This is a genomic window from Arthrobacter zhaoxinii, from assembly GCF_025244925.1.
GTDB lineage: Bacteria > Actinomycetota > Actinomycetes > Actinomycetales > Micrococcaceae > Arthrobacter_B > Arthrobacter_B zhaoxinii.
This window is the reverse complement of record NZ_CP104275.1, coordinates 2,342,164-2,361,819: the sequence shown is the minus strand read 5'-3', so window position 1 is coordinate 2,361,819 and position 19,656 is coordinate 2,342,164. Positions and strand designations below refer to the sequence as shown.

Here is a 19,656-nt window from a genome sequence, read left to right as displayed (position 1 = left end):
ATGACTGCCCAAACTGTCGAGCACGGATCTAAATCCGTAGCCTCGGGTGCCACCGGCCGTATCGCCCGTGTCATCGGCCCGGTTGTCGACGTCGAATTCCCGGCTGACGCAATCCCCACCATCTACAACGCCCTGACCACCGAGCTGACGCTCGACGGCCAGACCCGCACCATCACGTTCGAGACCTCCCAGCACCTGGGTGACAACCTCGTCCGTGCCATCTCCCTGCAGGCCACCGACGGCCTGGTCCGCGGTGCTGCCGTGGTTGACACCGGTGCACCCATCTCCGTCCCCGTAGGCGACGGCGTCAAGGGTCACATCTTCAACGTCCTGGGCCAGCCCCTGGACGTTACCGAAGACAAGCTGGAGATCTCCGAGCGCTGGCCGATCCACCGTTCGGCTCCGAACTTCGCTGACCTTGAAGGCTCCACCGAGATGCTGGAAACCGGCATCAAGGTGATTGACCTTCTCACCCCGTACATCAAGGGCGGCAAGATCGGCCTGTTCGGCGGTGCCGGTGTCGGCAAGACCGTGCTGATCCAGGAAATGATCACCCGTGTTGCCCGCAACTTCGGCGGTACCTCGGTATTCGCCGGCGTCGGCGAGCGTACCCGTGAAGGCAACGACCTCTGGGTTGAAATGGAAGAGGCGAACGTCCTGAAGGACACCGCCCTTGTATTCGGCCAGATGGATGAGCCGCCGGGAACGCGTCTTCGCGTGGCACTGTCGGCTCTGACCATGGCGGAATACTTCCGCGATGTGCAGAACCAGGACGTGCTGCTCTTCATCGACAACATCTTCCGCTTCACGCAGGCAGGCTCCGAGGTTTCCACCCTTCTCGGCCGCATGCCTTCCGCCGTGGGCTACCAGCCGAACCTGGCTGACGAGATGGGTCTGCTGCAGGAGCGCATCACGTCCACCAAGGGCCACTCGATCACGTCCATGCAGGCCATTTACGTGCCTGCAGATGACTACACCGACCCGGCCCCGGCCACCACGTTCGCCCACCTGGACGCGACCACGGAACTTTCCCGTGAAATCGCTTCCCGTGGCCTGTACCCGGCCGTGGATCCGCTGACCTCGACGTCGCGTATCCTCGACCCGCAGTACGTCGGCCAGGCGCACTACGACACGGCCATCCGCGTCAAGCAGATCCTCCAGAAGAACAAGGAACTGCAGGACATCATCGCCATCCTCGGCGTGGACGAGCTCTCCGAAGAGGACAAGATCGTCGTGTCGCGTGCACGCCGCATCCAGCAGTTCCTCTCGCAGAACACCTACACCGCCAAGCAGTTCACCGGTGTTGAGGGTTCGACGGTTTCCATCAAGGACACCATCGAAGGCTTCCGGGCCATCTGCGACGGCGACGTCGACCACATTGCAGAGCAGGCGTTCTTCAACGTCGGCGGCATGGATGACGTTGAGCGTCAGTGGGCGAAGATCCAAGAGCAGACCGGGAAGTGAGCCCCATGGCGGACGCTGCTGAACTCGAAGTTGAGATTGTTGCTGCCGACCACTTCGTGTGGTCGGGAGCGGCAAAGATGGTCAAGGCCCGCACCAGCGACGGCGAGATCGGGATCCTTCCCGGCCACTCGCCGGTGCTGGCCATCCTGGCAGAGGGCGGACTGGCCATCGAACCGGTGTCCGGTTCCCGCATTGAGGTAAGCGTTGACGGAGGATTCTTCTCCGTGGACAACAACCGCGTGGTCATCGTGGCCGACAATGCCAAGGTGACCAACGAAGCAACCGCCGGGACCCGCTGACCCCTTCCGATGGACAGCTCCTATATGTTCATTGCGTTGGCGGCCCTTTTCGGGCTGCTTGTCCTGGCAGTAATGCTCTTCGGGGTGCGCCGCAGCCAGCTGCGGCGCGCCCTCGGGACCTTCGATGCCTCCATCTGCCTTCCCCCTGCGGGATGGCGGATGGGGGTTTGCCGTTATACGGACACCCATCTGGAATGGCTGCGCCTGGTGTCGCTGAGTCCCCGCCCGCCGTACCGTTTCCTGCGCAGTTCACTGGAAATGGCAGGCTGGCGGGAGCCCACCGAGGCTGAGCGTGCCCGGATCCAGCCGGGCGCCGTCGTCGTCCGGCTGAACTACCAGGGCAGCGAAGTCCTGGTGGCCATGAAGTACGAGGCCTATACGGGCCTGTCCTCATGGGTGGAAGCCGGTCCCGTTGTGGGCATCGGCACCTGGCGCTAGGCGCCTGCTGAAAAGGCACAGGGATTCTCCCTGTGCCTTTTTTGCTGCCCGGGGGAGCGTGTTCCGTCCGCCTAGTATGGAGTAATGGAAGACGTCATTGTTGTTACCGGTCCGTCCACCCTCCGCGGCACCGTCACAGTCCCGGGGGCCAAGAACAGCGTCCTGAAGCTCATGGCGGCAACCCTGCTCGCACAGGGCCGCTCGGTCATTACGAACGTGCCGAACATCCAGGATGTGTGGATCATGGCCGAGCTGCTGCGCCGGCTGGGCTGCACCGTGGATTACGACGTCGATGCCGGCTCCGTGGCCGTGGACGTCCCGCAGGAGCTGGGCCACCAGGCGGATTATGACCTGGTCCGGGCCATGCGGGCGTCCATCTCCGTGCTGGGCCCGCTGGTGGCCCGCTGCCGCCGTGCGGAGGTGGCCCTGCCCGGCGGTGACGCCATCGGCTCACGAGGCCTGGACATGCACCGTGCCGGGCTGGAGCTCATGGGCGCCGAGATCGGCATCGACCACGGCTACCTGGTGGCGTCGGTGCCCGAAGGGCTGCACGGTGCGGAGCACATCCTGGACTTTCCCTCCGTGGGCGCCACGGAAAACCTGATGATGGCCGCCACGCTGGCCAGCGGCCGGACCGTCATCGACAACGCCGCCCGGGAACCGGAAATCACGGACATTGCCCGGATGCTCAACGGCATGGGTGCGAAAATCAGCGGCGTAGGGACGAACACGCTGGTCATCGACGGCGTGCAGGAACTGCATCCGGTGGAGCACCGGGTGGTGCCGGACCGGATTGTTGCCGGTACCTGGGCCTTCGCCGCAGCCATCACCGGCGGTGAGATTGAGGTCCGGCACGCCGACGCCTCCGCTCTGGCCGTGGTGCTGGACAAGCTGGTCCAGGCGGGCTGCGAAGTCATCACGGGGGAGGACGGCTTCACGGTCAAGGGACCGGACCGCCCGGAACCCATCAACGTATCCACGCTGCCGTATCCCGGGTTCCCGACCGATCTGCAGCCCTTCGTGGTGGCGCTGAACGCCGTCTCGACCGGCTCGGGCATGGTCACGGAAAATGTCTTCGAGGCCCGGTGGGGCTTCACCTCGGAACTGGCACGGCTCGGAGCGGTGGTGCGGCTCGACGGGCACCACGCCCTGATCCAGGGGGTTCAGCTCCTGTCCGGTGCCCCGGTGGTTGCCAACGATATCCGTGCCGGCGCTGCCCTGGTCATTGCCGGCCTGGCAGCGGACGGAACCACGGAAGTACGCGGCGTGGACCATATTGACCGCGGCTATGAGCGGTTCATGGAAAACCTGCGGGGGCTCGGCGCCGGCGTGGTGCGCCGCCGCGGATAAAGTCCTTGACGAAAAAAGGTACCAATAAGGAAAGCCCCCGGCAGCTGCCGGGGACTTTCCTTATGTTCCTCGCGGAACTGCGTGCGGTGCCTTGGAGGGCGGTGCCTTAGAGGGCGGTGACGCCGGTGGCCTGGGGGCCCTTGGCGCCCTGGCCGATTTCGAAGGAAACGCGCTGGTTTTCGTCGAGGGTCTTGAATCCGTTGGTCTGGATTTCGGAGTAGTGAACGAAGACGTCGCCGTCGGAGTCGTCCGGGGTAATGAAGCCGAAGCCCTTTTCGGCGTTAAACCATTTGACGGTACCCTGAGCCATTGTTTTCTCCTCATAATGTGGAACTTACCTGCACGGTCCGTGCCGGTTATGTTACTGAAGCAAGAAAGCCCAAGTTCTTGCCGTTCAGCAGTTCCTTGAGGAGCTTCTCACTCGCAACGGTCTTGCGAGCATGAAAAAACACCTACACAAAGACTTGGTATTAGAGTCGCATAACCGAATTGCGTGGTCAATGCTGAAAACGAAATTTTTGGGAAAGTTTTTCCACGGGTGTTTTTTCAGCGCGGGAGCCAGGTTCCGCCGCGCAGGACCGCCTGCAGGTCCAGGTCTTCAGACACCACCAGGGCATCCGCCCGCAGGCCGCGGCGCAGCGCCCCTACTTCGTCTGCAAGCCGAAGCACGTCGGCCGGCACCGCGGTGGCTGAGCCCACTGCGTCCGCCAGCGGCACCCCGGCGGCGACGGCGGTACGCACGCACTGCAGCAGCGTCGCCGTGCTCCCGGCGAGCGTGCCGTCATCAAGGCGGGCCGCCCCGTCCCGGACGACGACGTCGGCGGCCCCCAGGCGGTAGGTGCCGTCCCCCAGACCGGTGGCGGACGTGGAGTCGCTGACCAGTGCCACGTTCGGGGCGCCGACGAGCTCAAAGACGGTACGGACAAGCGCCGGGTCCACATGCACCCCGTCGGCTATCAGTTCGACCACTGCGCCCCCGCTGCGGGCGGCCCGCAGGCACGCGGAGACCGCCCCGGGGGAGCGGTGGTGCAGGGGATCCATGCCGTTAAACAGATGCGTCACGGTGGGGCGGGGCGCGTAGCCGCCGAAGCCGGCCTCCTCCATTTCGTCCCGGGCGGCCTCCAGCGCCTCCGCAGCAACCTCGTCGGCGGCGCGGGTGTGCCCCAGGGAGGGGATCACGCCGCGCAGGATCAGGCGGTCCACGAGGTCATCGGCTCCGGGCAGCTCGGGGGCATAGGTCATGGTGACCAGTTCGCTGTCCGCGGCCTCGATGAGTTCGTCCACGAAGGCGGGGTCCGGAGGGAGCAGGAACGCAGGATCCTGCGCGCCGCCCCGCTCCGGTGCGAGGAAGGGTCCCTCGGCGTGGATCCCGGCGACGAGCCCTTCCCGGGCCAGTGCGCCGAGCCGCGCCGCAGCAGCCAGCAGGTCCGCCCGCGGCGCCGACACTGTGCTGGCGAGCATCGTGGTGGTTCCCGCAGCGTGCAGGAAAGCTGCCGCACGGCGCACTCCGTCGGCATCCGAGGTGGTGAAGTCGCCGCCCGCGGCGCCGTGGCAATGCAGGTCCACGAGCCCGGGGAGGATAAGCGCCCCCGCGGGGAGGGGCGCGGGGGCAGGCCAGCCGGCGTCGTCAAACCCGCCGGCCGGCCCGGCGTACGTGATCCGGTCCCCCTCGAAGGCCAGGATGCCGTCGGGCACCAGCTCGTCCGGGGTCAGCAGGGTGCCCCGGAGGTAGCCGCGGTCCCGGCTGCGCGCACTTGGGTTCATGCACCGATTCTAGGCATGCCGGGCCCGCGGCCGGGAGCGGAACGGGGAGTCAGAACAGACGGGAATCCCGGTCATCCACGCCGCGCATGGCGTCGTAGTCGAGCGTGAGGCAGGTGATCCCGCGGTCTTCGGCCAGCACACGGGCCTGCGGCTTGATCTGCTGGGCGGCAAAAATGCCCCGCACCGGTGCCAGCAGCGGGTCGCGGTTGAGGAGTTCCAGGTACCGGGTCAGCTGCTCCACGCCGTCGATGTCTCCGCGGCGCTTCAGCTCCACGGCCACCGTCGCGCCGGCGGCGTCGCGGGCGAGGATGTCCACGGGACCGATGGCGGTCATGTATTCGCGGCGGATCAGCGTGTGGCCCGCGCCGAGCCGGTGGATCTGTTCAGCCAGCAGCCGCTGCAGGTCCGCTTCGACGCCGTCCTTGATCAGGCCGGGATCGGTGCCGAGGTCGTGGGAGACGTCGGAGAACCGCTCATAGATGCTGATGATGAGGCGGTCGTCGGTCTTGGCGCTCTGGACGTTCCAGACTTCGGTGACGCCGGCTTCGGCGTCCGTCTCGTCGGGTTCCAGGCTGCGCAGGGTGGCCGGAGGGCTCATCCAGTTCAGCGGTTTGTAGGATCCGCCGTCGGAATGGATCAGGACGGAACCGTCGGCCTTCACCATGAGCAGCCTTACGGCCAGGGGCAGATGGGCACGGAGGCGGCCGACGTAGTCAACGGAGCAGCGGGCTATTACTAAACGCACAGTTGCACTTTACCGGCTCAACTGCGGCAAAATGACTTCTATGCCCCGTTCGAATCATCCCCGCCGCGCGCCCGCCACCGGCAGCGCCGCCGGTCGGAACGCACGCCGTAAGTGGGCATCGCCCCCGCCGGAGCGGGATCTGGAACGCACCCGCGCCGGTATTCCGATGCGAGAAAGCGGTCCCGACGGCGAATGGTCGGTGCGGCAAATCACGGCCGGCAAAGCCGCAAAGGACTACCGGTGCCCCGGCTGCGCGCAGATCATTCCGCCCGGCACCGCCCACTTGGTGGTGTGGCAGGAAGACTCGCTGCTGGGGCGGCAGACCGCCGTTGAGGGCCGCCGGCACTGGCACAACCACTGTTGGCGGATCCGCCGACGGTACTGACTCACCGCCCGGGCAAAAGTTGCGCCCGGGTCAGACCCTGTCCTGCCGGGCGATGAAGACTTCCTTGAGCAGCAGCAGGGTGGCGGCCGCCGTCGGAATGGCTATCAGTGCCCCCAGCACCCCGAGGAGGCTGCCGCCGGCAATCACGGCAATCACGGCGACGGCGCCGGGTACCGCCACGGCCCGCTGCATCACGCGCGGGGAGACGAAGTACGCCTCGAACTGTAGGTAGGCCATGTAGAGGATGGCGAAGACCACGGCCGTCTGCCAGCCCTCGGTCAGTGCCACCAGGGAGACCAGCACCAGGGCGATGGGCGGGCCGACCAGCGGAATGAACGCCAGCAGTGCGACCAGGAAGGCCAGCAGCACCGAGAACGGAACACCCGTGATGGTCATCACGATGAAGGCATAGGTGGCATCAAGCAGCGCCACGAAGCCCTGGCCGATCACGTAGTTGCCGACGCTGCCGGTGATTTCCTCGGCCAGGGCTTCCACCCGGCGGCGGCGGCTGCGCGGCGCCAGCCGGTAGGCCCACTTCTTCATCGAGGGGAGGGACGCCAGGAAATACAGGGTCAGGACCAGGATGATCAGGGCGCCGAACAGGCCGTTCGCGATCACCGTGCCCACACTGAGCACACCGCCGAAAATGCCGCCCACGGCATCGCTGTTGGAGAAGAAACGGCCTACTTCTTCCTCGATCCGGCTCCGGACCTGGAACTGCTTGTCGATGTTGACGAAGAAGTCGGACGCCAGGAAGTTGTTGATGTATCCCGGGGCCCTGGCGATGATTTCCGTCGTCTGGCTCACGATGGTGGGGATCAGGGTGGCAAAGAAAGCCGTCACCACGCCTGCCAGCACCAGCACCGTGACGGCGATGCCGGCGGGGCGGGGGATTCCCCGTGCACCCAGCCAACGGACCACCGGATCCAGCCCCAGTGCGATGAACAGAGCGGCGCCGATCCAGACGAGGAGCTCGCCGACATTGGTGATGACGAAGAACAGCAGCAGGGCCAGTCCAACGCCGACCGTGAGCATAAAACCGAAGTAGATAGGGTGGGCGCGCATGCTCCCGGGGTCGGCCTCCGGCCCGTGCCCGCCGCCGCTGACGCTCAGCCGTTCATCGGGAAGGCGCACGTCACTGTCGACGGTGATTTCCGGACCGGCGGCGTCCTCGGGCGGGAATTCGAAGCGCGGCCTCGGACGGGCACCGGGAACTCCGTGGCGCAGGCTGTAGCGGACCCGGTCCGCAGCTGTGGACAGGAACCCCGGCATCGGAGTGCGGCCTGCTTTCGGGTCGGGAGCATCCGCAGGTTTCTTGTCCGCCGGGCCGGGGAGCGGCGCGTGGACGGGCACGTCCTCGTTTTCGCTCATTTCGCGCGTTTCTCCTCTGCCTTTTTGGGCTCCTGGTACGAACCGAAACCTTACCAGCAGGCGCGCCCGCGGGACCCGTTATCCCGTGCTCCCGGCTGCCTGTACCTGCCGCGGCCGGAAGACGAATGGGTGCTCTGAACGGATTTCGTTACCATTGGGTTATCAAGTGCCAGGACATATTTGCCCCGCTGTGATTTCGCGCCTGCATTACGGAGCTTCGTTCCTCCCGCAGGCAGGGGAATTCGCCGCCCTGCCATGTCATTTGCCCAGACTGAAGATAGGTAAGTTGTGCGAAACAAATTTGCAGTTCCGCTGATCATCCTCGGGGTGCTGCTAATGCTGATAGGCATTGGCCAGCGCACCTTTTGGGCGCCCTCGGAGACCAAATCGGTCGCCATGGATGCCGAAGGCCACGAGGGGGCCGTCGTCACCGTGCTGGAACCGGAACTGCTGGCCGAATACTCCGACGGCGTGGACATTACCGTCCGTTCGGAGGCTCCCTTCACGCTGGCGGTCGGCCGGGCCAACGATGTTCAGGCATGGGTGGCGGATGCCGCCGCCACCAGGCTTAGCCCGGGTGAAGGCCGCCTTGGCCTGACCGTCGGCACCGACAAGACCGGAAAGACCGCTCCGAATCCCGCCGGTTCCGACCTCTGGGTTGTTGAAGAGTCCGGTGAAGGTGAATTGTCCTACGACTGGAAGGCACCGGGGGAGGGTGACTGGCGCATCCTGCTGGCCACGGACGGCACTGCTCCCGCCCCCGCTGACGTGACCCTGACCTGGGAAAACGATGAGACCCGTCCGTTCGCCGTGCCACTGATCGTTGCCGGCGCCCTGCTGGCCGTCCTGGGCCTGGCCCTCGCCTTCCTGCGCAGCGGCGGACCGCGACGCAGAGGGGGCAGCAGCGCCGGCCCGGAGACCGGGACACCTGCCAAGCAGGCCAGCGTCTCGGGAACGACGTCGGCTTTCACCGCGATCCGCCCGGGACGCCGCCGTCCGGCCTTCCTGGCTGCTGCCGCAGCTGCCGTGCTGGCGGCCGGCTCCGCCCCGGCAGCGGCCCTGGCCGATGACTCCGCGGCCGGAAGCCGTCCGGTGATACTCGATTCCCAGCTGACCCGCATTCTGGATTCCGTGGCCGGCACGGTCCGGGCCGGTGACGCCGCCAAGGATGCCTCACTGCTTCAGCCGCGCGTCAGCGGCCCCGCCTACGCCATGCGCGAGGCGAACTACGCCGTGGCGGCAAAGTCGGCCGATCACGAGGCCCCGGTGCCTGTGGAAGCGGCGGAACTGCGGACCCAGTCGATCAGCAGCGGAGCGGACTGGCCCCGCACGGTCGTCGCCGTCACCCAGGGCGAGGGAAACCCGGTGCCGCAGGTGCTGCTGCTCGTCCAGGAATCGGCCCGGGATAACTACAAGCTGGTTTCAGCAGTCGAAATGCTGCCTGCCAGCACCTTCCCGCAGGCACCGGAAGCCGATGCCGGCACCGATCAAATCCCCGCGGCCTCGGACAACGGGCTCGTGATGTCTCCGCAGGACGCAGTGGCAGCGCTGGCGGATTCCCTGACCACGCCGGACGGCACGCACAAGGACACGTTCGCCGGCAACCGGTTCAGCGACGATGTGGTGGAGTTCCAGAAGACGACCCAGACCGATCCCCGGAACGAGTTCGCGCGCATCGAGTTCAGCCATACCCCCGACGCGCAGGCAACGTATGCCCTGCGGACCGAGGACGGCGGCGCGATCGTGTTCGGCTACCTGTCCAACACGTTCTCGAGCACACCCAAGGAAGCCGGCGACTCGGTCAACCTCGAAGGCACTGTCTTCCAGGCACTGACCGGCAAGCCGAACACCGACAAGGGCATTGACGTCACCCACGGCGAAGCCGTGATGCTCTATGTGCCGGCGTCCGGCGGGACCAGCCAGGCCCTGGTGGTGGGTGCGGCCCAGGAACTGCTGTCCGCAAAGCTCAAGTAGGCACGGCATGGGCTTGCCGGTGCACGGGCGCGGCGTAATAAGGTGAAGAAATGAGCACACCGAACCACCGCCCGTCACCGGCGGCCCCCTCTTCCATGAACCTGCGGGGGGCAGTGGACCTTTCCGCCCTCAAGGCCCGTTCCGCAGCCCCCGCAGCCCAGGCGGCCCCGGCTGCTTCGGCCGGTGCCGCACCCGGCGCCGCTCCTGCACCGTCACCGTTCGTGGTGCAGGTCTCTGAACAGACCTTCCCGCAGGTGGTCCAGCTGTCCGCCGAAGTGCCGGTGGTCATTGACCTGTATTCCGACGCGAGCCCGGACTCCCAGCAGGTCTCCGCCATCCTGGCCGCCATCGCGGTGGAACAGAACGGCAAAATGCTGCTGGCCCGCGTGGACGCCCAGGCCTACCCGCAGATTGCCCAGGCCTTCTCCGCGGTTGCCGTCCCCACCGTTGCCGCCGTGATCAAGGGCCAGCCGGTGCCGCTGATGGACCGGCTGCTCCCCGAAGAGCAGATCCGCGCCCTTGTTGGTGAACTGATGCAGGTGGCCGCCGCCAACGGCGTCAACGGATCCCTTGAAGGCGGAACGGAGCAGGCACCGGCGGAGGACGCGCCCCTGCCTCCGCTGCACCAGGAAGCCTTCGACGCCATCAACGCCGAGGACTACGACACCGCGGCAGCAGCATACCGCCGGGCCCTCGCCGAGCAGCCCGCAGATGCGGAAGCGAAGGCCGGCCTGGCGCAGGTGGAACTCATGGCCCGGCTGCGCGATGCGGACGCGGATGCCGTCCGCCGGGCCGGCGCCGAGGAACCGGACAACGTACAGGCACAGCTTGCCGTCGCGGACCTGGACATTGCCGGCGGGCACGTGGAGGACGCCTTCCGCCGGATCACCGGCCTGATCGGCAGGGTGCACGGCGAGGACCGTGAGACTGCCCGGCTCCGGCTGCTGGATCTTTTCGAAGTGGTGGGTGTCTCGGACCCCCGGGTTACCAAGGCCCGCTCCGCCCTCGCCCGGGCATTGTTCTAGGACGGCGGGAATCCCCATGGACGTACCCTCCCTCTTTGACCCCATCACGCTGCGCGGACTTGAGCTGGCCCACCGGGGCTGGGTTGCCGCGATGTGCCAGTACAGCGCGGATCCGGCCAACGCGCCGGGAGTGCCCAACGACTGGCACCTGATGCATCTGGGGTCCTTCGCTGCCGGCGGGGCGGCCCTGATCATCACCGAGGCTGCAGCGGTGAACCCGACCGGGCGGATCAGCCCGCAGGACGCCGGCATCTGGAATGACGGGCAGGCCGGTGCCTGGCAGCGCATCACCGACTTTGTGCACCGCCACGGTGCCGTGGACGCGCGTATCGGTATCCAGTTGGCGCACGCCGGACGCAAGGCCTCCACCTATGCTCCGTTCGCGGCCGGGCAGGGCAGCGTGCCGCCGGCCGACGGCGGCTGGCAGACCGTGGGCCCCACGGCGGACCCGTTCGGCAGCTTTGCGGCCCCGGCTCAGCTGGACGAAGCCGGTATCCGGCAGGTCATCCGCGACTTCGCCGACGCCGCCGTCCGCTCCGTGGACGCCGGATTCGACACGATCGAAATCCACGGTGCGCACGGCTACCTGCTGCACCAGTTCCTCAGCCCGCTGGTCAACACCCGCACTGACGCGTGGGGCGGGGATGAAGCCGGGAGGAACCGGCTGACCCTGGAGGTCATCGACGCGGTACGGGCAGTGATTCCCGATTCCATGCCGCTGCTGCTGCGCATTTCCGCGACGGACTGGATGCCCGGGGGAGTGGACGCGGAGTCCTCAGTGGTGCTGGCACGCGCTGCCCGGGAGCGCGGCGTGGACCTGGTGGATGTCTCCACCGGCGGCGCGGTTCCCGGGGCATCAATCAAGGTGGGCCCGAACTACCAGGTGGAATATGCAGAAGCGGTGCGCCGCGGCGCGTCCGTGCCCACCGCCGCCGTCGGACTCATCGACTCGGGCACCCAGGCGGAGGAGATCCTGCAGGCCGGTTCCGCGGACGCGATCCTCGTTGCCCGCGCCGCGCTGCGGGACCCGCACTGGTGGATGCGTGCGGCCGTGGAGCTGGATGCCAAGCTGCCCTGGGTGCCGCAGTACGAGCGGGCTGCACGCCGGGGGATGTTCTAGTGAAGGGCTTTCCCCCGCAGGCCTAGTCCCCTCGGGGGACCCGGTCTGCGGGCACGGGTGCTGAATTGGTCCTTTGTGCCGAGGACGTCCCGGCACCGGATGGCTAGGCTGAACCCATGACATCACTACCGGATTCCGTCCCGGCACTGTCCGTGCGCGGACTCGCCAAGCGCTTCGGTTCCAAAACGGCCGTCAACGGGATCACCCTGGATGTGCCTCAGGGCTCCTTCTACGGATTGGTGGGTCCCAACGGGGCGGGCAAGACCACGTTGCTCTCCCTGGCCACCGGACTGCTGCGGCCGGACGCGGGCTCCGCATGGGTGCACGGCACCGATGTGTGGGCCCGCCCCCTCGAAGCCAAACGGCTGATGGGGATCCTGCCGGACGGCGTCCGCCTCTTCGACCGGCTGACCGGTGAGCAGCTGGTGACGTACGCGGGACTGCTGCGCGGCATGGACCGGGAGACGGTCCGGACGCGGACCAAGGATCTGCTGGCCGCCATGGACCTCAGTGCTGATGCGGGCAAGCTCGTGGTGGATTACTCCGCGGGAATGACGAAGAAAGTAGCCCTGGCGTCCGCCCTGATCCATGCCCCGCGCCTGCTGGTCCTGGACGAACCGTTCGAGGCGGTGGATCCGGTCTCCGCCGCCAATATCCGCGACATCCTCGCCGGGTACGTTTCCTCCGGCGGAACAGTCATTGTTTCCAGCCATGTCATGGACCTCGTCCAGCGGATGTGCGATCACGTTGCAGTGGTCGCCGGCGGTAACCTGCTGGCCGCAGGAACAGTGGACGAGGTCCGCGGTGACGCCACGCTGGAGGACCGCTTTGTATCGCTGGTCGGCGGCCGGACCCACTCGGAGGGGCTGGAATGGTTGCGCACCTTCTAAGGCTAAAGTTCCTGCTGCTGCGTAATTCCCTGCGCCGCAGCCCCTGGCAGCTGGTCGGGATTGTCCTCGGTGCGCTCTATGCGCTGGGTATCCTGGCCGTGCTGATCGCGGCCCTGTTTGTCGTGGGGGATGATCCGGCGACGGCCCGGACAGCGGTCATCCTGGCCGGAGCCGCAGCGGTTGCCGGCTGGGCCTTGATACCGGTGGTGTTTTCGGGCCTGGACCTGACCCTGGATCCGGCCCGGTTCACCACCTATGCCGTCCCCACCCCGCAGCTGCTGACCGGTCTGGCCGCGGGCGGGCTGATCGGTATTCCCGGGGCCGCCATGCTGCTGGCCGTACTGGCGCAGGCTGCGAGCTGGTACCGCTTCCCGGGGGCGCTGGCCGCAGCACTGGTGCTTTCCGCGGTAGCGCTCTTCACCTGCCTGATCGCCGCGCGCGTCACCGTGGCCGCAGCCGTCTCCCTGACCGGCTCCCGCAGGTTCCGCGACTTTACCGGGCTGCTGCTGGTCATCCCACTGGTGCTGCTGGGCCCCATCATTTCCGCGGTGGGAAACGGGATCAGTGCCGGCGGCAACCTCCTTCCGCGCCTGGCCGACGTGCTCGCGTGGACGCCGTTGGGTGCGGTCTGGGCGGTGCCCGGCGACATTGCCCTCGGCAATTACGGTGCCGCGGGTGCCAAGGCACTTATCGCCCTGGTTTTCCTGGCGGTCCTGGTCCTGGCCTGGAAGGCCCTGCTGCTGCGGGCGCTGGTCAGCCCGCCGCAGTCTGCAGCGGGCCGGAAGAGCGCCGGGCTCGGACTCTTCTCGCGTTTCCCCGCCACTCCCACCGGAGCGGTGGCCGCGCGGGCACTTATCTACTGGCTGCGGGACCCCCGCTACAGCGCTTCACTGCTCATTGTCCCGCTGCTGGCGGTGGTGCTGGTGTTCAGCGGTAACAACGCCGGCCCCGACGGCGGTCTGCTGGTCTGCCTGGCGCTGGGTCCGCTGATCGGCTTCCTGGTGGGCTTCTCGCTCCACGCGGATGTCTCCTACGACAACACGGCCTTTGCCCTCCACCTGGCGACGGGAATCAGCGGCCGTGCCGACCGGGCCGGAAGGGTCCTCGCCTGCGCGGTGTTCGCCGTTCCCGCCGTCGTCTTGGCCTCCGTGCTGCCGGCGGTGCTGATCGGACGCCCGGCGCTGCTCCTTCCCGTACTGGGGGTGAGCCTGGCCGCCCTGTTGATGGGCCTGGGTCTCTCCAGCGCGGTGTCCGCACGGTATACGTACAACGTGCCGCTGCCCGGGGAGAACGCCTTCAAGACTCCGCCAGGCTCCACCGGACGGGCGATGCTGGTGCAGAGCGCCTTCAGCCTCCTGCTGTTTGTCCTGCTGCTGCCGGTGCTGGTTCCCGGAGCGCTCGCCGTCGTTCTGGAGAGCACTCTCTGGGGTGCTGTGACACTGCTCGCGGGACTGGTGCTGGGCGCGGCGGTGCTGATCCTCGGGATCCGGCTGGGCGGGCGCTGGCTCGACGCCCGCGGACCGGAACTGCTGCAGCAGGTCTCCGTCAACAAATAGTCTGCGGGTACTAAGATGGAACGCATGAGCCTGCCTCCCGATCCTTTCGAAAACGATCCCCGCCGCCTGGATGACAACGGTACGTCCACGGCCACCATCGAGCGCGAAGAACTCCGCGAAGAGCTGGAACCCGGCGACAGTGAGCGCTTTGCCCACTATGTCCGCAAGGAAAAGATCATGGAATCCGCGCTTTCGGGCGAGCCCGTCATCGCCCTTTGCGGCAAGGTCTGGACACCCGGACGTGACCCGAAAAAGTTCCCCGTCTGTCCCACGTGCAAGGAAGTCTACGACGGCCTGCGTCCCGAAGGCGACGACCCCAAGGGTAAGAAGTAGTACGTTCTTCCGGCCGTGATGTGCCCGCTCCGTTTCCCAGCCTTCCGCGGTGAAGGCAGTTAGTCCTGATGCCTGCATGACCACTGTTATTACGCCTGCGCCCACCCGTCGAGAGCCGGGAAGGGGTGCGTTTTCCGCGTGAGTTCCGAAACCCTGTTCGGCGCCGGTGCGTCCCTGCCGCCCGCGTATCCCGAACGTGCCGCCTGGGGTACCGCCCCGAAGCTGCGCCAGTGGCAGGCGGAGGCACTGGAGAAGTACTTTGCGTCCAATGCCAGCGACTTCCTCGCCGTGGCAACCCCCGGCGCCGGTAAAACCACCTTCGCCCTGCGGGTGGCGAACGAACTGGTGGAACGCGGCATCGTCAACCGCATCACCGTCGTCGCGCCCACGGACCACCTGAAGCGGCAGTGGGCCGACGCCGCCGCCAAGGTGGGCCTGGCCATCGACCCGAACTTCAAGAACGCCGACGGACGGCACGGACACGGGTTCATCGGCGTGGCCGTCACCTACGCGCAGGTGGCGTCCAAGCCGATGCTGCACCGCGCCAAGACCGAGGCTGCCCGCACCCTGGTGATCCTGGACGAAATCCACCACGGCGGCGACGCCCTGTCCTGGGGCGACGGCATCCGGGAAGCGTTCGAACCGGCCGTGAAGCGGCTTTCCCTGACCGGTACGCCGTTCCGCTCCGATACGGCAGCCATTCCCTTCGTGGAGTACGTCGAAGACCGGGACGGGATCCGCCGGTCCAAGGCGGACTACACCTACGGCTACGGCCAGGCGCTCAAGGACCACGTGGTCCGCCCGGTGATGTTTATGGCCTATTCCGGGCAGATGCGCTGGCGGACCAGTGCAGGCGATGAAATGGCCGCGTCGCTGGGCGAAGCCGCGGTGACCAAGGACATCACCGCGCAGGCCTGGCGCACCGCCCTGAACCCCACCGGCGAGTGGATCCCCGCGGTGCTGGCCGCCGCGGACCGCCGCCTCACCGAGGTGCGCCGGTCCGTGCCCGACGCCGGCGGGCTGGTGATTGCCACGGACCACGACGACGCCCGCGCCTACGCCGGCTGGCTGAAGAAGATCATGGGCGAATCACCCACCGTGATCCTTTCGGACGATGCCAAGGCCTCCGAAAAAATCGAGGAGTTCTCCGCCGGCACCCAGCGCTGGATGGTTGCGGTGCGCATGGTGTCCGAAGGCGTGGACGTGCCCCGCCTCGCCGTCGGCGTGTATGCCACCTCCACCGCCACGCCGCTGTTCTTCGCGCAGGCCGTGGGGCGTTTCGTGCGTGCCCGCAAGCGCGGCGAAACGGCGTCGGTGTTCCTGCCGTCCGTGCCGAACCTGATGGCGCTGGCCAACCAGATGGAAGTTGAACGCGACCACGCACTGGACCGCCCGGACAACCACCTGGAGGAGGAAGGCTTCGGCCTGGAGGACAGCCTCATGGAGGCGGCCAACCGTGAGGAAAAGGCCTCCGGCGAGCTGACCAAGCAGAAGTTCGAGGCTCTGGAATCCCAGGCCTCCTTTGACCGGGTACTGTTCGACGGCGGCGAGTTCGGCACAGGAGGCGCGCTGGGCAGCGAGGAGGAACAGGACTTCCTCGGCATCCCCGGCCTGCTGGACGCGGACCAGATGAGCACCCTGCTGCGCCAGCGCCAGCATGAGCAGCTCTCCCGCAGGGGCCGCCGCTCCGGCGCCGCCGCGGAGGCAGCCCCGGTGGAAGCCCCCGAAGTGGTGGACCACCGCCGGCTCACCGAGCTGCGGGCAGAGCTGGCGAAGAACGTTTCAGCCTGGTCCGCCCGCTCCGGCATGCCCCACGGGGTGGTGCACAGCGAACTGCGGCGGATCTGCGGCGGGCCGCCCGTGGCGCAGGCCAACGAGGAGCAGCTGAACAAGCGGCTGAAGAAGCTGCAGGACTGGTTCATCGGCCGTAAGTAGCGGCAGGCAAAAGGGCCGGCCCGCAGAAGCGGGCCGGCCCTTCGCGTGGCGTGCGGCGGTTACAGGTCGATGATCTCGACGCCGGCGTCTTCCAGTTCCGCCCACGCCGCGAGCGTGGTCTCCCGCTTGATGCCGCGGCACAGCTCCGGAATCACCGCGGTGGTGTAGCCGGCGGCAAGGGCGTCCAGGGCGGTGGCGCGTACGCAGTAGTCCGCAGCCAGGCCCAGCACCACCACCTCGTCCACGTCATTGTCCCGCAGCCAGTCGTCCAGGCTGAGGGTTTCCGTGTCCGCATCGGGCTCCGCTTCGGGGTCGCCCAGGGGCACCTCCACGTCCGGGGCCAGGACACCCTCGAAACCGGAATAGGCGGCCTCGTACTGGCCCTTGCGGAAGAAGGCATCAACCAGCTCGGTATCCAGGTCCGGGTGCAGCTGCGCGCCGGGAGTCCCTGCCACGCAGTGCCGCGGCCAGGAGTCCACGAAGTCCGGTGTTTCGGAGAAATGTGCACCGGGATCGATGTGCCAGTCCTGGGTTGCCGCGACCAGGTCGTACCGGCCTGCCGAGGTCTCCACGTAATCGGTGATGACACCGGCGAGGTCGGCCCCGCCGGCCACTGCCAGCGAGCCGCCTTCGCAGAAGTCGTTCTGCACGTCGACAATAATCAGGGCGCGGGCCATGCTTACTCCTCGTATTCGGTGGGGATGGCAGGTTCGCCGCGCTGCAGGCGGTTCACCGAGGTGGGCAGTTCGGCGAGGGACGCCGCGTGCCGCTGCGCAGCACGCGTCACCGCCTCGGGCCCGGTCCAGCCGGGCAGGACGCGGCCGTCGGCCACGAACTGGTGCAGCAGGGTACGGTCATCGCCGTCGTTCTCCGGGGCGTGGCCGATGCCGATCACCTCGGCGGTCGCCGTCCCGTGGTCATCCAGGCGCCGCAGCGCGTACTTCCGTCCGCCGAGCGACACCTTGTTCTTCGCGGCCTTGGCCACGGAGACGAACTCGTGGTCGTCTCCCTCGCGGCTGACCAGCTTGTAGACCATGCCGGCGGTGGGGGCGCCGGAACCGGTGACCAGGGAGGTGCCGACGCCGTAGGTATCCACGGGCGCCGAGGCCAGCGCCGCGATGGCGAACTCGTCCAGGTCGGACGTGACCATGATGCGGGTGTCTGTGTTGCCCAGCTCGTCAAGCAGATCGCGCACCCAGCGGGCCTGCGCCACAAGGTCCCCGGAATCCAGCCGCACGCCGCCCAGGGACGGTCCGGCGACCTCCACGGCCGTGCGGACTCCCTGCTCGACGTCGTACGTATCCACCAGCAGGGACGTGCCCGCCCCCAGCGCCGCCGTCTGCGCGGTGAAGGCTTCCTTCTCGGAATCGTGCAGGAGCGTGAAGGAATGCGCGGCCGTACCGACCGTCTTCAGGCCGTAGCGCCGTCCCGCCTCCAGGTTGGAGGTGCTGTTGAACCCGGCAATCACCGCGGCGCGGGCTGCGGCAACGGCTGCTTCCTCGTGCGTGCGGCGCGAACCCATTTCAATGCACGGGCGGCCGTCGGCGGCGGAGGTCATACGGGAGGCCGCGGAGGCAATGGCGCTGTCGTGGTTGAGCATGGACAGGACCATGGTCTCGAGGATGCAGGCCTCACCGAAGGTGGATTCGACAATCAGCAGCGGGGACTGCGGGAAGTAGGCTTCACCCTCGGCGTAGCCGTAGATGTTGCCGGAGAACCGGAAATCCGCCAGCCACGCGAGGGTGCCTTCATCCACCACGTTGGTGTCGGCCAGGAAATCCAGCTGCGGCTGGTCAAAACGGAAATTTTCCAGGGCCTCCAGGATGCGGCCCGTACCGGCGGTGACGCCGTAGCGGCGGCCGTCCGGCAGACGCCGGGCAAAGACTTCGAACACGGACCGGCGGGAGGCCGTGCCCGCGTGGAGGGCGGCCTGGAGCATGGTCAGCTCGTAGTGGTCCGTGTAGAGGGCGGAATTCGGGGAGGAGGCGGGACTGTTCACAGGCAAAACTCTAACCCGCTTATCCCGAATGAGGAGACGGTGGCCGGGCGCAGGTCCGAAACGGATTTCTCACTACAATTGGAACCATGGCTACCAGCACTGCGACCGGAACGGACACCCTGACACGTGAGGAGACCCAAGGCCTCACGGCAGCGGACATCCCCTGGGTCGTGATTGTCTGGAATGACCCGGTCAACCTGATGAGCTATGTCAGCTACGTTTTCCAGAGCTACTTCGGCTACTCGGAGTCCAAATCCCACCGCCTGATGCTGGAAGTGCACGAGGCCGGGAAATCCGTGGTGGCCACCGGATCACGCGAATCCGCGGAACGGGACACCCTCGCGATGCACTCCTACGGGCTGTGGGCCACCTTCCAGAAGGCGGACGCGGCTTAGCGCCGCCGCCCCCTAAAGACCCAGCCCCAAGACCCAGAATAGAAACGGATAGACGTGGCCACCGGCTTCAAGCTCACCCGCAAGGGCATTACCGCAAACCTGGAACCGGGGGAGCGGGACCTGCTGCGCAAACTTTTCTCCGACGTGCAGGAGCTCCTCGAACCGGACACGGCAGCGGACGCTGATCCCCTCGCCGCCATGGTCGGCATCGACCCGTCGGCCGCCGTCCCCGAAGATTCCGCGCTGCTGCGGCTGCTCCCCAGCGGCACTACAGGCAACGACGACGACGCCCTGGAGTTCCGGCGGTTCACGGAACGCTCGCTGCGGGAATCGAAACAGGGTGCCCTCCGTTCCGCCGCGCTGCAGCTTGAAGCGGCTCCGCTGCGGCTGGACACCGAGCAGGCGCAGCTTTTCGCCCGGGCGCTCAACGACGTCCGGCTGGTGCTGGGCGACCGCCTGGGCATTGAGGACGACGAAACCGCCGAGCGGCTGCATGACATCACCGATCCCTCCAAGGCCCAGGACGTCGACGGATACCTTGCGCTGGTGTACAACTTCGTCACATGGCTGCAGGAGACGCTGATGCAGGCACTGCTGGAGTCCCTGAACTGAC

Annotated in this window: 20 protein-coding genes; 14 read left to right on the top strand and 6 right to left on the bottom strand. The window is 67.2% G+C overall.

The window, feature by feature from the left end:
* The 4 genes from atpD (at position 1) to murA (ending at position 3,551) form a co-directional block, all read left to right on the top strand.
* On the top strand, positions 1–1,464 hold the full coding sequence (gene atpD, locus N2K95_RS11055) for a F0F1 ATP synthase subunit beta (RefSeq protein WP_260651593.1): 1,464 nt from the start codon (positions 1–3) through the stop codon (positions 1,462–1,464).
* Positions 1,465–1,469: 5 nt separating this feature from the next.
* Entirely contained in the window at positions 1,470–1,763 is a 294-nt protein-coding gene (locus N2K95_RS11050; RefSeq protein WP_227918261.1) for a F0F1 ATP synthase subunit epsilon, read from the top strand.
* 9 nt (positions 1,764–1,772) lie between these two features.
* Positions 1,773–2,201 carry a DUF2550 domain-containing protein gene (locus N2K95_RS11045; protein WP_260651592.1) on the top strand — a complete coding sequence of 143 codons (429 nt, stop codon included), beginning with the start codon at positions 1,773–1,775 and terminating at the stop codon, positions 2,199–2,201.
* An 84-nt stretch (positions 2,202–2,285) separates the two neighbouring features.
* Entirely contained in the window at positions 2,286–3,551 is a 1,266-nt protein-coding gene (gene murA, locus N2K95_RS11040) for a UDP-N-acetylglucosamine 1-carboxyvinyltransferase (protein WP_260651591.1), read from the top strand.
* 106 nt (positions 3,552–3,657) lie between these two features.
* On the opposite strand, the gene N2K95_RS11035 is transcribed toward murA, so the two are convergent.
* The 3 genes from N2K95_RS11035 to nucS all read right to left on the bottom strand — a co-directional run bounded on the left by N2K95_RS11035 (position 3,658) and on the right by nucS (position 6,060).
* Positions 3,658–3,861 (bottom strand): cold-shock protein, encoded by a 204-nt coding sequence (locus N2K95_RS11035; protein ID WP_146361532.1) that lies wholly within the window; start codon positions 3,859–3,861, stop codon positions 3,658–3,660.
* Between the two features lie 236 nt (positions 3,862–4,097).
* The gene (locus N2K95_RS11030) at positions 4,098–5,315 is read right to left on the bottom strand and encodes an N-acetylglucosamine-6-phosphate deacetylase (protein ID WP_260651590.1); all 1,218 of its coding nucleotides are present in this window, start codon (positions 5,313–5,315) and stop codon (positions 4,098–4,100) included.
* 49 nt (positions 5,316–5,364) lie between these two features.
* Positions 5,365–6,060, bottom strand: coding sequence for an endonuclease NucS (gene nucS, locus N2K95_RS11025; RefSeq protein WP_255789950.1), 696 nt, complete (start codon positions 6,058–6,060; stop codon positions 5,365–5,367).
* Positions 6,061–6,100: 40 nt separating this feature from the next.
* On the opposite strand from nucS, the gene N2K95_RS11020 reads away from it, so the two are divergent.
* On the top strand, positions 6,101–6,445 hold the full coding sequence (locus N2K95_RS11020) for a hypothetical protein (protein WP_255789947.1): 345 nt from the start codon (positions 6,101–6,103) through the stop codon (positions 6,443–6,445).
* Positions 6,446–6,475: 30 nt separating this feature from the next.
* Here the strand turns inward: N2K95_RS11020 and N2K95_RS11015 are convergent, their stop codons facing one another.
* Positions 6,476–7,816, bottom strand: a complete 1,341-nt coding sequence (locus N2K95_RS11015; RefSeq protein WP_407080078.1) for an AI-2E family transporter — start codon at positions 7,814–7,816, stop codon at positions 6,476–6,478.
* Positions 7,817–8,104: 288 nt separating this feature from the next.
* On the opposite strand from N2K95_RS11015, the gene N2K95_RS11010 reads away from it, so the two are divergent.
* The 7 genes from N2K95_RS11010 to N2K95_RS10980 all read left to right on the top strand — a co-directional run bounded on the left by N2K95_RS11010 (position 8,105) and on the right by N2K95_RS10980 (position 16,649).
* Complete coding sequence (locus N2K95_RS11010) at positions 8,105–9,790, top strand: hypothetical protein (RefSeq protein ID WP_260651589.1); 1,686 nt, start codon at positions 8,105–8,107, stop codon at positions 9,788–9,790.
* A 50-nt stretch (positions 9,791–9,840) separates the two neighbouring features.
* Positions 9,841–10,815: a co-chaperone YbbN gene (locus tag N2K95_RS11005; protein WP_260651588.1), complete on the top strand. Its 975-nt coding sequence runs from the start codon at positions 9,841–9,843 to the stop codon at positions 10,813–10,815.
* A 16-nt stretch (positions 10,816–10,831) separates the two neighbouring features.
* Positions 10,832–11,935 (top strand): NADH:flavin oxidoreductase/NADH oxidase, encoded by a 1,104-nt coding sequence (locus N2K95_RS11000; RefSeq protein ID WP_260651587.1) that lies wholly within the window; start codon positions 10,832–10,834, stop codon positions 11,933–11,935.
* A 116-nt stretch (positions 11,936–12,051) separates the two neighbouring features.
* A complete protein-coding gene (locus N2K95_RS10995) occupies positions 12,052–12,825 on the top strand; it encodes an ABC transporter ATP-binding protein (RefSeq protein ID WP_255789937.1) in 774 nt (257 codons plus the stop codon).
* The gene (locus N2K95_RS10990; RefSeq protein ID WP_260651586.1) at positions 12,807–14,381 is read left to right on the top strand and encodes a transporter; all 1,575 of its coding nucleotides are present in this window, start codon (positions 12,807–12,809) and stop codon (positions 14,379–14,381) included. The genes N2K95_RS10995 and N2K95_RS10990 overlap by 19 nt, the downstream gene beginning before the upstream one ends.
* Before the next feature lie 24 nt (positions 14,382–14,405).
* Positions 14,406–14,714, top strand: a complete 309-nt coding sequence (locus tag N2K95_RS10985) for a DUF3039 domain-containing protein (protein ID WP_255789935.1) — start codon at positions 14,406–14,408, stop codon at positions 14,712–14,714.
* A gap of 138 nt (positions 14,715–14,852) precedes the next feature.
* Positions 14,853–16,649, top strand: coding sequence for a DEAD/DEAH box helicase (locus N2K95_RS10980; protein WP_260651585.1), 1,797 nt, complete (start codon positions 14,853–14,855; stop codon positions 16,647–16,649).
* Positions 16,650–16,708: 59 nt separating this feature from the next.
* On the opposite strand, the gene N2K95_RS10975 is transcribed toward N2K95_RS10980, so the two are convergent.
* Together N2K95_RS10975 and N2K95_RS10970 are read right to left on the bottom strand one after the other, a co-directional pair.
* Entirely contained in the window at positions 16,709–17,326 is a 618-nt protein-coding gene (locus N2K95_RS10975; RefSeq protein ID WP_255789933.1) for a nicotinamidase, read from the bottom strand.
* Between the two features lie 2 nt (positions 17,327–17,328).
* Positions 17,329–18,588, bottom strand: a complete 1,260-nt coding sequence (locus N2K95_RS10970) for a nicotinate phosphoribosyltransferase (protein ID WP_260653788.1) — start codon at positions 18,586–18,588, stop codon at positions 17,329–17,331.
* A 146-nt stretch (positions 18,589–18,734) separates the two neighbouring features.
* On the opposite strand from N2K95_RS10970, the gene clpS reads away from it, so the two are divergent.
* Both clpS and N2K95_RS10960 read left to right on the top strand, forming a co-directional pair.
* Entirely contained in the window at positions 18,735–19,043 is a 309-nt protein-coding gene (clpS, locus tag N2K95_RS10965) for an ATP-dependent Clp protease adapter ClpS (protein WP_255789931.1), read from the top strand.
* A 54-nt stretch (positions 19,044–19,097) separates the two neighbouring features.
* Positions 19,098–19,655 carry a DUF2017 domain-containing protein gene (locus N2K95_RS10960; protein ID WP_260651584.1) on the top strand — a complete coding sequence of 186 codons (558 nt, stop codon included), beginning with the start codon at positions 19,098–19,100 and terminating at the stop codon, positions 19,653–19,655.
* The last annotated feature ends 1 nt before the right edge of the window (position 19,656 follow it).